This is a genomic window from Aliikangiella litoralis (genome assembly GCF_052495765.1).
On record NZ_CP199292.1, the window covers coordinates 4,824,007 to 4,837,042 of the forward strand.

At 36.2% G+C, this 13,036-nt stretch carries 12 protein-coding genes and 1 riboswitch; of the genes, 7 read left to right on the forward strand and 5 right to left on the reverse strand.

Features of this window, described 5'->3' with window-relative positions; all coding sequences use genetic code 11:
• Positions 1-148: 148 nt before the first annotated feature.
• Positions 149-1,120 (reverse strand): transposase, encoded by a 972-nt coding sequence (locus tag ACT5E3_RS20030; protein ID WP_444995333.1) that lies wholly within the window; start codon positions 1,118-1,120, stop codon positions 149-151.
• Positions 1,121-2,669: 1,549 nt separating this feature from the next.
• Positions 2,670-2,900, forward strand: a riboswitch (cobalamin riboswitch).
• A gap of 171 nt (positions 2,901-3,071) precedes the next feature.
• On the opposite strand from ACT5E3_RS20030, the gene ACT5E3_RS20035 reads away from it, so the two are divergent.
• The 6 genes from ACT5E3_RS20035 (at position 3,072) to ACT5E3_RS20060 (ending at position 8,845) form a co-directional block, all read left to right on the forward strand.
• Positions 3,072-5,180 (forward strand): TonB-dependent receptor, encoded by a 2,109-nt coding sequence (locus tag ACT5E3_RS20035; RefSeq protein ID WP_444995334.1) that lies wholly within the window; start codon positions 3,072-3,074, stop codon positions 5,178-5,180.
• Positions 5,181-5,245: 65 nt separating this feature from the next.
• Positions 5,246-6,007, forward strand: coding sequence for an ABC transporter ATP-binding protein (locus tag ACT5E3_RS20040; RefSeq protein WP_444995335.1), 762 nt, complete (start codon positions 5,246-5,248; stop codon positions 6,005-6,007).
• On the forward strand, positions 6,004-6,984 hold the full coding sequence (locus ACT5E3_RS20045; protein WP_444995336.1) for an ABC transporter substrate-binding protein: 981 nt from the start codon (positions 6,004-6,006) through the stop codon (positions 6,982-6,984). Before ACT5E3_RS20040 ends, ACT5E3_RS20045 begins: the two co-directional genes overlap by 4 nt.
• A gap of 16 nt (positions 6,985-7,000) precedes the next feature.
• Positions 7,001-8,065: a FecCD family ABC transporter permease gene (locus ACT5E3_RS20050; protein WP_444995337.1), complete on the forward strand. Its 1,065-nt coding sequence runs from the start codon at positions 7,001-7,003 to the stop codon at positions 8,063-8,065.
• A gap of 250 nt (positions 8,066-8,315) precedes the next feature.
• Entirely contained in the window at positions 8,316-8,669 is a 354-nt protein-coding gene (locus ACT5E3_RS20055) for a DUF1428 domain-containing protein (protein WP_444995338.1), read from the forward strand.
• 35 nt (positions 8,670-8,704) lie between these two features.
• Entirely contained in the window at positions 8,705-8,845 is a 141-nt protein-coding gene (locus ACT5E3_RS20060) for a hypothetical protein (protein ID WP_444995339.1), read from the forward strand.
• 50 nt (positions 8,846-8,895) lie between these two features.
• Here the strand turns inward: ACT5E3_RS20060 and ACT5E3_RS20065 are convergent, their stop codons facing one another.
• Positions 8,896-9,693 (reverse strand): MBL fold metallo-hydrolase, encoded by a 798-nt coding sequence (locus ACT5E3_RS20065; protein WP_444995340.1) that lies wholly within the window; start codon positions 9,691-9,693, stop codon positions 8,896-8,898.
• A 99-nt stretch (positions 9,694-9,792) separates the two neighbouring features.
• Here ACT5E3_RS20065 and ACT5E3_RS20070 point away from each other — a divergent pair, with 99 nt between their 5' ends.
• Complete coding sequence (locus ACT5E3_RS20070) at positions 9,793-10,581, forward strand: AraC family transcriptional regulator (RefSeq protein WP_444995341.1); 789 nt, start codon at positions 9,793-9,795, stop codon at positions 10,579-10,581.
• A 53-nt stretch (positions 10,582-10,634) separates the two neighbouring features.
• Here the strand turns inward: ACT5E3_RS20070 and ACT5E3_RS20075 are convergent, their stop codons facing one another.
• The 3 genes from ACT5E3_RS20075 to ACT5E3_RS20085 all read right to left on the reverse strand — a co-directional run bounded on the left by ACT5E3_RS20075 (position 10,635) and on the right by ACT5E3_RS20085 (position 13,011).
• Complete coding sequence (locus ACT5E3_RS20075) at positions 10,635-11,330, reverse strand: RDD family protein (protein WP_444995342.1); 696 nt, start codon at positions 11,328-11,330, stop codon at positions 10,635-10,637.
• Positions 11,331-11,430: 100 nt separating this feature from the next.
• Positions 11,431-11,952, reverse strand: a complete 522-nt coding sequence (locus ACT5E3_RS20080; protein WP_444995343.1) for a hypothetical protein — start codon at positions 11,950-11,952, stop codon at positions 11,431-11,433.
• A gap of 132 nt (positions 11,953-12,084) precedes the next feature.
• Positions 12,085-13,011 (reverse strand): SRPBCC family protein, encoded by a 927-nt coding sequence (locus tag ACT5E3_RS20085; protein ID WP_444995344.1) that lies wholly within the window; start codon positions 13,009-13,011, stop codon positions 12,085-12,087.
• Between the last annotated feature and the right edge of the window lie 25 nt (positions 13,012-13,036).

Here is a 13,036-nt window from a genome sequence, read left to right on the forward strand (position 1 = left end):
TGAGAGTCAGGTTTGATTATCATTAATTATGAATAAGCGAATAGAAAAAAATTAGCGTTGTTTTTTGAAATTGCTGAATGAAGAGCAGCCGAAACCGCCATCGAAGTGGTTAACGAATAGTTGGGGGATAGGTTTTTATGTTTTCACTTTAGACTGAACTAAAAAGTTGCTGTAATTGTTGACTCCCTTGAATCCATCGTTGTTCTAGTTCCACTACCTTAGCTTTAATCGAGTGAATACAACCAACAAATCGACCATAATTGGTGCCGTAATGTTGAATTTGGCTAAGCCAGTGAGAGTGATTGATATTCAACTGGGCTAATACCGATTGAATATGAGGCGGTATTGCGGTTTTATTCGGATAAACAATATTTTTTCCTGTCCACTCCACCAGCTCAATATAATCGTTGAGTTTCAAATTCAAACGACGCGCTTTTATGTTTCCTGCTATTGAAGTGACGGCCTGATTAAGTTGTCCCGGTGTCATGCTCTCAACCCGCTTTTTAATACTGGTGTGCTCACTGGTTTGCAACGACTGACTCATTCCTGCACGAATAGGGTTTAAATCGACATAGGCCATACAAGCCAGCGCAGCAGACTCATCCAGTAGTGCTTGTGAAGTAAACCGAGACTCCCAGAAATGTCCTTTACAGCCATCTTCTAAATTGGCCAATCGAGCCAAAGGCTCATTTAAACGTCGCATTAACCAGGATATGTCCCCTAATCGTTTTCGATAGGTGGCTAATAACTCTTTATCATTAACAATTGCTTGTAAACGTAACTGACGCTGTTGCTGAAATTCTGGTTTATCGATTTTACCGGGAAAAGCCTTTAACCAACGCTCTGCAACCGTTAAATCTGACCATTGCTCAGGGGCTTTAGGATTGGAGTAAACCACTAAGTGATAATGATTACTCATTACGGCATAGGCGTAGACTTCAATGGCAAATACATCAGCCAATTGAAGAAGACGGTTTTCAATCCATTGACGGCGATGTTCATAGTTAATCCCTGTCTCGGCATCAAACCCACATAGAAAGCTTCGTCGTACACAGCGGCTGATTAAGTGATAATAACCGGGATTTTCGGAGTCAATTTGTTCTCTTCTGGGAATAGCCATTTATCATCCTTGATAAATTAAAAGGAGGGTTATTGTTACAAATCGTAAGGTGTTATTGAATCAGCAATATAGGAAAAACCATGCAGCAATTAACCGTTGAGTGTGTAGGTGATTGACTGTAAAGTGACTGTCTGTAATTGGTTGGCAATTAACCGTTGAGTGTGTAGGTGATTGACTGTAAAGTGACTGTCTGTAATTGGTTGCTTCAAAACCTCAATTCAAAAACCAAATAAACGTTAGGCTCTTTATGGTAAAAATATACATTTTAATATTATTTTCTTTTTTATTCTCTTCTTGCGCTACCTCACCTGAAAAATCGAAGTACGGTGTTCGTGGGGAACAAAAAATTCAAAAAATATTTGAGTCTCATAAAGTTTCAATATTTTCGATTTATTACAAAACCCTAAGTCTAGAGCCTAATTTAGGTGGTTGGGTAAACTTTTCTATTTATGTTCAAGTAAATGGTAAAGTGACTAGATGTCAAACTAAAACAGAGAAAACAGATTTAGATTCTATGGCATTTAAGATCTGTAAGTATGTATCAAAAATAAATTTTGGAGAAGGAGATGAATTTGAATTCGATTATCGCATTCGGTTCCTTCCAAGCGTATCTAGGTTTAATGGGAGTCCCTTTTCGTGCGTTTCATGTCGTAACTATTATAAAACCCAACAGTTGACATCACTGCAAAGTTGGGTAAGTATTTGCTAATGGTCCAAAAATTGATATGCAGTTAAACTGTGCCTTGAGTATTATGAAGGTTTACCACATCCAGCTAACCATAATATTTGGAATATGATGATTCTTTCGTAATTTATAGCACAGATAACTATCAAAATATAACCATAAAAAACATAAATGGATGATTAAAAAATGAGACTTAAAAGTTTATATAATATATGCAGAGTTATTGAAATTGTTGCAATGTTATTCACTGCATATTTTCTAATCGAAATTTTCTGGATTAAACATGGTGTTGATGATGTCATTGTAAAAAATCATTCTAATTACTTAAACATTAGTTTGATAACAATGATCTTTGCACGCTTATTGATCATAGGACATAAGCGAAGAACATTGAAAAAAAAGGAGAACCAATAGCCGCCTAGTTTAAAATAATAATGTTTGAGCGGAAAGTAAGTTTATAGTCAGTCATTCTTGTCTTTTATAAAAATGATTGATAAAACATAATTATCATAATTACAGACAGTCACTTTTCTATTCACAGACAGTCACTTTTCTATTCAAAACTTTAAACAAGAATAGCCATAGGTACTGCTAGCAAACAGTTGAGTATTGTTTTTTATGTTTTCACTTTAGACAAAGCTAAAAAGCTTCTGTAATTGTTTACCCCTTAGACTGTAAAATGACAGTCTGCAATTAATTATTTTTGCGTTAAAAGATAAAACGAGTTTATAAAACAATAACTAATGCAAAAAGCATCAATAAAAAACAATAAAACAAGACACCCATCTCAAACCATAATACAAATAATATCCCTCCAAACAATAACCCTATAAACACAATTTGCATTATCAACATATATCAAGTATATTCCGCAGCGTTTTAGGTGCATAACCTGTTAAACGGGAATCTGGTGCACACATAAAGTGTTATTCCAGAACTGCCCCCGCAACGGTAATTGATTGAAAACTGTATCATGGTAAAACAACTACCCGCCACTGTGTATCAACATGGGAAGGCGATACAGTCAGAATGTTATTTAATAAAATAAACATTCAAATCATAAGTCCGTATACCGGCCTAAAAACTAAGTTGTGACTAGCGTGGGGCTATCTCAGAACAGTGAAAATGGGCGTGTTCAATTTTCCTTTCTATATGTTTTCTCCTCTCTGATCACATTTCCGGTAAACAAGTGCGGGCGGCACTGATATGACTCAATTTTCATAAATTGCCTGTACTCCTACTTTGTTGTTACAAATGAGGAGATTCATGAGAATCAAACAATTAACTTTTTCTATATTAGGGCTTAGCTTCTTTTTTTCTGCGGCTTTCGCTGAACAAACAGAAATATTAACAATTATTGGACAAAAGGAACCAAAGGGCCTCAATTTGAATGATGAAAACTCAGCATCATCTCGATTAGGCTTAGAAATTATTGATACACCAGCGAGTCAAGAAATCATAACGAAAGAAGAAATCACCATAAAAGCTGACCACTCTTCCTTATCAGCTGTCACACGCACAACGGGGTTTTCATCGAGTGCTGGACAAGGTAATGGTGGCACATCAATGTCTGTTAGAGGCTTTAATGGGCACGGCTCAGTAGTACAAACTTTTGATGGCACACACATGTATGTCGGTGCAGGCACACGGACTTTTCCGGCTGACACTTGGAGCTTGGAAAAAATAGAAGTTTTACGTGGACCAGGTTCCGTTATTAATGGCGTGGGAGCAATAGGTGCCACGGTTAATTATGTACCTAAAATAGCTAATTTCAAAAACATTGAGAATGAAATAGATGTCAGCATAGGTAGTTTTAATTTACAACGTCTCGCCTTTGGTTCAGGTGGTCGCTTAACAGATAATACCGCCTATCGATTTGATATTGTAAACCACAATAGCAATAGCTCCTTTGATAACAGCAAAGAAAACAAACAAGTTGTCGCAGGCTCAATACGATTTAAACCGGATGAAAACATTGATATAAAACTCAGTGTTGATTATGCCGACGTTAAACCAATAACCTATTGGGGAACGCCACTCGTTAACGGCAAAATTATAGACTCAACTCGAAATCATAATTATAACATTGAAGATGGCATTGTTAATTATATTGATTGGTGGCCAAGGCTCAATTTTGAATGGAAAATCAACCATAACTTGACTCTACGAAGTGACACCTATTATCTTGAAGCAGACAGGCATTGGCGCAATATAGAAGAATATGCTTACAACACTGGCACTGGGTTAGTCGATCGTGCACTTTACTTAGAAATACTTCACAAACTAACTCAAGTTGGCAACCGTTCGGATCTGCTATTTGATTTTAATATTGACAATATAGAACACCGCATAAGCCTTGGTGTGGAGTTTAATCAAATTGATTTTATGCACTTAAATAATCGACCTTATAACGGCTCAACAACGGTATCTTTAAATCATCCAAATACAGGAACTTGGTCAGATGGCGCTCAAAGTGAAACCACACGCGATTTTATTTCTGACACATTACAGTACGCTTTATTTTTCGAAAGTCATATGCTGTTTAATGAACAATGGAGCTTGATAACAGGTATACGTCAAGATCAGTATGATTATGAGCGTGATGATTTTAATCGAAGTAACGGTGAAACAGCTCAAAAAACCAACAGCCATTTTTCAGGTTCTAGCTGGCGCCTGGGCGTTGTCTATCAACCTTTACAAGATATCAGTCTTTATGCTCAATATAGCAAAGCACTTGACTCAATCGGCTCAGTATTAACGGCTTCAAATCCTCATTTAAAACTAGCAGAAGGCAATCAGCTTGAAATGGGAATCAAGCAATTATTATGGAGCAGCCGTTTACAATATACGATTGCTATTTATCACATTGAAAAAGCAAACTTGATTAGTAATGATCCCGGCGGTATTAGTCGTCAGATTGGTCAACAATCATCACAAGGTCTCGAATTAGATACGTTTATTAAGCCAACAGATAACTTCAACATTGACTTCAATATTGCTTTAGTTGACGCTAAATATGATGAATTTGTTAGTGGCAATGCTGACTTAAGTGGAAAAACACCGCGTAATATACCTGGCGTAACGGCAAATTTATGGATGAATTGGCAATTTATACCACAGTGGCAACTCAGTGGGGGGGCTCGTTATGTTGACAAGCGATATACCGACAATGCCAATACAGCCTCAATACAACTACCCGATTATACCGTGTTTGATGTCAACCTTCAGTGGCTTATAAATCCAAACTTAAAACTGTCACTGCGCGGTAAAAATATTACCGACGAAAATGATTACGTTTTATCTTCTTATGGCAGTACTCAGTGGATTTTAGCAGAAGGCCGCAGTACTGAAGTCGGAATATATTACACATTTTAATTCATAAAAAAGCACATATAGAGTGTTATGTGCTTAACTTTCTAACAACCAATTGCAACTCAATAATGATAACTACTAATAATTTAACCTGGACTCCAGATAAAAAAAACGCGCCAATATTATCTGCAATATCTTATACCAGTTTGCCTCATAAAATGAATGGCATCATTGGCCCTAATGGCAGTGGAAAAACAACACTTTTGCGCTGTCTCTACAACCGACTACAACCCAGTTCTGGCGAAATATTTTTTAATTCCAGGCCACTTGTTAATTATTCAAAAAAACAGCTCGCTAAACATATTGCAGTAGTTACACAAGAGTACCCAACAGAATTCCATTTAACTGTAGAAGACATTCTGAACTTAGGCTTTTTACCCTATTCGTTATCCTATAAAAAAATAAAGTTTAAGCAACAAGACTTACTCTATAGCATTGCTAAAAAGCTTGATATTAACCACTTACTACACCGCTATTTTGATACCCTATCCGGTGGAGAAAAACAACGAACAATGATAGCTAGAGCGTTGTTACAACAACCTGATGTATTAATCCTCGATGAGCCGACTAATCACCTAGACATTTATCATCAACTAGCTCTTTTGCAACTGTTAAAAAACACAAGTCTCACTGTTATTTATAGTATTCATGACTTAAATTTAGCTGCTCGCTTTTGTGATTCCATAGCAGTTATACAACAAGGAAAATTAATTTCTCAAGGTAGCCCAGAAAAAACCATGACAACAACGCTTTTCAAAAACACTTTCTCCATTGATGCCTCTATTGTAAAAAGCCAAACGACCCAGCAAGTTTCAATTGAAATATTATGAAAGCACTCAATCAACTCAATTTCTTTTTTTTATCTACTTTGTTTTTTTCAACAAACATATCAGCAAATAATTTAGTTACACCTGATAAAAAGAGTATTGTTTCATGCAATCGAAAAATACATTTTTCAAAAGTACCAAAGAGAGCAGTATCTAACGATATTAATATGACAGAAATGATGTTAGCTCTTGGTTTGCAAGATAACATGGTTGGTTATACAGGAATAGAGTCGAACAAAAATAATAATCAAATACTTAATCAATACCCAAATAATTTAACGGCCTTGTCTCGTCATGCTCCCAATATAGAAACACTACTGACTCACAACGTAGATTTTTTATTTGCCGGCTGGAATTATGGTTTAAAAATTGGAGGTTCATTAACACCTAAAAAATTAGCTGCTTTTGATATCCCTGTATACGAATTGGCAGAATCTTGTATACATATTATGCCAAAAAAATCAGCTGGTTTTGATGATATTTATACTGACTTAACTAATTTAGGTATTATTTTTTCAAAACAAGATGCTGCAAAAAATTTAATCACTAAAATTAAAAGCTCGCTTTTCCACCTCTCAAAAGCAACGGTAAAAACGATAAAACCCAATATTTTTTTATTTGACAGTGGTTTTGATAGCCCTTTTACTTCAGGGCGATATGGTATGCCTAATGCAATCATTGAGGCTGCTGGTGGTAACAATATTTTTTCTGATTTGCAAACAAGCTGGACAAGAGCTAGCTGGGAAGCTGTTATAGAGAAAAATCCTGATCTCATAATCATTGTTGATTATGGTAATATTTCAGCGCAAGAAAAAATAAATTTTCTTACCAATGAACCTGCACTCTCTACGATTAAAGCAATAAAAAACAATCACTTTATCGTGCTTACCTATAATGAAGTTACACCAAGCATACAAGCGTTCAATGCCACAATAAAATTACATAGTACTATTCATTCAAAAAAGAACTCTATTCAATGAGCAAACAGGATAAGCTATGAATCAATCCAATCACCAAAAAGCGATCTATACTCGATGTGTGTACACCACAATAATATGTATTATTATTTCCGTTCCGCTGGTCGTTATGCCTGGTTCAACCACAATTCCATTATCTGACACACTCACAATACTGCTTAACCACTTACTTCCTTTTTATAGTGATGCTATTTCAGTTAACCACACTTCTATATCTTCTAGTTCAGATACTATCATTTGGAAACTGCGTTTTCCAAGAGCATTATTAGCTGCAACAGCTGGTGCTGGATTTGCTATTGCCGGCACGACATTACAAGTAGCAACCAGAAATATTTTAGCAGAACCTCATTTACTCGGTGTTTCCTCTGGCGCTGTTTTGGGAGCCGTTATTGCCACCCTTCACTTAGGAAAATTTTCTATTGCTACTTTGGGTGATTTATCACTTCCCATTTGTGCATTTATTGGAGCATTGCTTGCAACATTATCTATTGCTCTAATTAATAAAAAGTGTTCATCAACAAGTCCATTCAACTTATTAATGTCAGGCGTTGCCATTTCTTTTATATTAGGATCGTTAGCAAATTTGTTGCTCTTTTTAGGTGATCACAGAGCAAGTCATCAGGTTATTTTCTGGATACTAGGAGGCTTTGGTCTGGCTCGCTGGGATAATATACTACTCCCTTTTATCACTTGTTTTTCTGCCTACATTTATTTGCTCTATCAATCTTCTCGCATGAATGCTTTACTACTCGGCGATGAAACCGCACACAGTCTGGGCATTACCGTAAATCGATTTCGAATCCAATTATTTATATGCAGTGCCTTAATTACCGCAGTTTTAATTGCTTCTTGTGGTGCAGTCGGTTTTATTGGTTTAGTGATGCCTCATATTGCACGCAGCCTAGTTGGCGGTCACACTCGGCGAGTTTTGACTTTGAGTGCTTTGTTAGGTGCATTATTTATACCTTGGGCCGATTTATTAGCTCGTTGGCTCTTAGCTCCAGAAGAGTTACCAATTGGCATTATTACCGGTTTACTAGGCGGGTTATTCTTTTTATTTATTTTAAATCGAAAAGTCAGATAGAGACAAATATAATTTATTGAGTCAGTTATGTACGATAAAGCAATGCAGTAATTAACCGTTCAGCCTGTCGGTGATTGTCTGTAAAGTGGCGGTCTATTATTGATTGTTATTGATAAGAATAAGCTACTATGTTAATTATAAAAAAATTGAACAAAGTCATATTGCAGGTTACCTTACTGGTAGTCGCAAATAATGCCATTAGACCCAAAACAAATTTCGTAGTCAGTCAAACCCAAAAAAGGAAATAAACATGTCATATGTAGATTGTTTTGTTGCAGCAGTGCCGAATGAAAACAAAGAGAAATATATTGAACACGCCCAAATAACTGCAGAACTATTCAAAGAATGTGGAGCACTTGAGGTAGTCGAGAACTGGGGCGATGATGTACCTGATGGTGAAGTAACCTCTTTACCAATGGCGGTCAAAGCCGAAGAAAATGAAATAGTTGTATTTTCGTGGGTGATTTGGCCTTCTAAGGAAACCCGTGACGCAGGTTGGGGAACTATGATGGAAGATCCTAGAATGTCTCCAGAAAATAATCCGATGCCTTTTGATGGTAAGCGGCTAATTTATGGTGGCTTTAACACGGTTCTAAAATCCTAGGTGTTGGAGATCTAATAAGACACTCAAGGAGTTTTATGTCTCCCAATACAGAGTTGTTAAAAAGTTCAATAGAAAAAATGGCTAAACCAATGGGCTTTTCATTATCGACATGCTTCCCCATAATGAAAAGCCGACTTAAGAAAAATAAAAAAAGAGGCTTCCATTTTAATCCTTAAAACGAGCCTCTTAACGACTTACTTTTGAGTAAAACTTCAAAGCATTGTTTTTACAAACCAGACAAAAATTCACCAGGTTGCAAGTGTTGTAAATTAAGTTTACGTCTTTTAGCATCGGCTTTGGCTTGTTGAAGTGCATTTTTTGTTTCCACATAATACTTAGGATCATTTAAGCCAAAATGAATAGGAACCAAAACTTTAGCTTTAATTACTATAGCTGCATCAACGGCCTGTTGGGGAGTCATTGAAAAAGGCGTTTCGGCTTCTTGGCTTGGAAACCTAGCCCCATTAATGGGCAAAAAGGCCGCATCAAAAGGAGCATATTGTGCTGCAATTGTTCGCCAGCTACCATGCCATAAAGTATCACCCGCATGAAATAGTTTTTTATCGCCAACTTTAATCACCCAACTAGTTTGCGATGCTCCTAAACCATCTTCTGCTGGTACTGGTGTAAAACTCATACCGCCAAGCATGACAGGCTTATAGGTACTTGTGGTTATCACTTTTAAACCATTCGAAACAATATAATCAGCCACCGATTCATGGCAAATCACATAACCTCTCCCACCCAGCGCTTTTTTGAGTGTTTCAACATCAAAATGATCATTGTGCACATGGGTAATTAAAGCATATTTACGTCTAGTTGTTGCTGTTACAGGCACTAACTTTTCTGGCGTATTATCACCCCAGATGTTACGCCCAATAGGATCAATTAAAACAGTCGTATCGCCATAAACCACTTTAACGCCAGCCCAGGTTAAGCGCTCTACCTTGACCTCTTCGGCTAATAGTGAAGTTGAAAAGGTAAGCAATAATATAATTAATAAGTGAGTTAGTGATAATTTCATTCTATATTTCCGGTCAATTCAATAGTCAATCAGTTAAAAATATAACTAAAATAGCCTATCATTAGTTGAAACTGATTAATATAGATAAAAAGGCAATATATGTCGCCAAACGGACATTCGACCCAATCGGCCAATGAATTAATTGAATTAGCTGAAAATAATCAGATTGTAGCAAGAGAAATTCTGATGCAAGCTGGAGAACACGATGCCCAGCACTCTCACCCTTGGCATCAGTTGCTTTTTCCAAGACAAGGTATGTTACGAACCCGAGTATTGAATAAACAATATTTTATTCCTTCTAATCGGGCTATGTTAATTCCTGCCGGCAGTTTGCACGAATCCTGGTCGGTTAACTCAGTACAATTTATTGGTATTTATTTTAAAACAGAAGTGCTAGAACAGCCTGTTACTAAATGCCAAGTGATTGAAGTGTCTCCTTTGTTTAATCAAATGATATATCAAGTTTATAAAATTGCGAGTCAACTGTCTTTATTTTCAGCCAAAGAAAAAAGGCTGATTCAAGTTTTTTATGATCAGCTAGTGGAACAAAAAAAAGCAATGCTTGAGATTATTTTACCCGAAGATAAACGATTAAAAAAAATGGTTTCCGAACTATTAATTAACCCAGCATCTAACAAAAAATTAACAGATTGGGCTAAACAATTGGGCGCCTCAGAAAGAACAATTTCACGAGTTTTCGAAAACCAAACCGGGCTGACTTTTAGACAATGGCGACACAGAATGCGTATGATTAGTTCTCTGCCTATGATTGAACAAAATACACCCATTCAAACGGTTGCGCTCAATGTAGGTTATGAATCTACCTCTGCATTTATTCATAGTTTTAAAAAACAGTTTGGACAAACGCCATTACAGTATTTTGGTTAGTAATAAACTAATAGATAACTAGCAGAACTTTTAATAGTTTTATTATTCAGTTTTTACATTTTTAGCGGCTTATAAAAAGCGCCTGGCAATTTACACATAAAACCTAGTACAGGTATTATTAAAAGAGTAGCAAAAAAAATAAGACCATTAACCTGAAATATCAATTCTTCAGAGGAAGAGCATTGATTATATTGATAACAAGATTCAGAAAGTAACGCGGTAAAAACCAAGCTATTAATAGACCATAAAATCATTAACCAAACAATTATTATCGTCAGACGACGCCCTAATGACGGCTTATTATCAGTAAAAACATTCCGTTGATGAGTTAACTTATGATTTTGAGGAGTAATATGCTCATCAATAAATACGACCATAGTCAATGAAGCATAATCGTGTATCGCTTGATAGTTTTTTGAAAAAACAAACATGATAAGAGAAAATGCACCAAGCAGTAATTTTACAATGCTTCTCACATAACACTGTACAATTGATAGTTGTTTTTGCTCATTAATATTAATAACTTTAATACCGGCTAACTGATGGCCAATGGTACTTCCTCGAAAGTAGATAAATAGAGGTTCAAAGCTAAGAACAGGTAAAAATATCAGCAAACCTCTAAGCACACTTGATTCAAATGGAAGCAGCGAAGTTAAAGATGCAAGCGTTATTAACAAAACGCCGAGAATCGTAGAGTCCCATAACATCGCTTTAATACGTAAAAATAATTTCGGGTATGTTTTAATCAACTGAATTCTACTTCTAATAATTTCATTTTTATTTCACCAGTTTATGTGAGTACCAACACTCCAAGCATTTCCCTTATATGACTATGTTTCGTCGACAAACCTAGCCAATTTTTTCTAGTATCATTTCAAAGTTTTGATGCCAACTAACACCGTCTTTAGAAAACTCTCCAATTTCGTGCCAACGCCCTTTTTCATCTAGCCTAATTGTATATCGAAGTTCGCCTTCCTTTATCTTAAAACCCCAAATAAAATTACCCCCTGCATCGACTTTAGCGTCGGCATTTAAAAAACCACCATATTTATACGAGTGCATCTTAAAATGTTTTAATTTATCATTATAGTGAACAACAGCAAAAGCGTGATGAATTTTCTTACCACTTTCTTTCGATGTACCGATCCCTTCAATTCTTAGAATCAACCCGTCCAACTCAAAAGCAATATTTTCCGTTTGTGTAAAATAACTTTTTTTACCATCACGCATTAATACCCAGCCTTCACCTTTCCAATTTCCTTGTAGAAAAGCAACTTTTTTCATTTCAGTAAGTTTAAGGCTTTCTTTCGGCTGAGAGTAGGCGTTGGCTGATAGCAGTGTTGCCAGAACCGCAATGATTAAACTTTTCATAAATCCTCCTAATTTTTTAGAATACTTTTTAGGGCTTATTTCTAATAAGCTGTAGCACAGACATATGCTATTAATTGCTACATGATGACTTTTCTTATCCAGAGCTGAGGTTAAGTATATTGTCCCAATTGATTATTTCGACGGAAAGAAAATACTGGTCTTAAGATCATCCGGCGCTTCTTCCATTGGACTGTTCCAATATTGCTCAAATGGAAAACCAGTACCTTTAATTTTTTTAGCTTGCATATACATCATTCCCATTGACCAGGCGTTGCCTAAAAAATCGTATGAGCCATCATGTTTTATTTCAAGCGCTTTTGAGTCATCAATCTGCCCTTTTATGTATTCGGGATCTAAATTTATATTTTCAAGATCTTCATCTGAAACAGCAGCAATGTAAGTCGCTTTCATATTTTTCATATCAAACTTGGGGTAAATACACACCCAATGCTTAGCACCCTTCTGACCGTTTACCACAATATCGTTTACAATTTTCTCAAAGTCTTCTTTCATTGTGACAGGCATATCAGAAACAGGAACCGTTCGCTGAATACCAACATATGAGAACCCTTTATATTCAACCATACCGTTATTAGTCGTTTGACATTTTACGCTTCCCTTCTCAGCGATTTCCTTTAACATTCTGAGTCCACGCTCGTAATCCATTCCAATCCAGTTTTTCATTGTCTTTATCATAAAAAACATGAAAAATGGCATGCTGGAGCTCATTATCCAGGTCACTTTTGTTTTGTTATCAATTTCTTCAAATAAAAAACTCACTTTAGCTTTTGACTTCCACGGCTTAAAGAATTCGAGGTCGTAATTGAGTTGGTTTGAATCAGCCGAACGAAGTGTATTTTTTCCAGAACCGATGACTTCTCCGTCCCAGCTCATAGAATGTCCAGGCTCTTTGGGATTACCAGCAACATTAACAACACAACCAGGCTCTATAATCGTCCAAGGAGACCAGCTGTTCCAATGGTTAAAATCTTCGACCAAAGCACGTACTTTGCTTATGGGAGCCTCAATTGTTGTACTTTTATTGACTTCAAATTTCATATCGCACCTGTTTATTAATATTTTT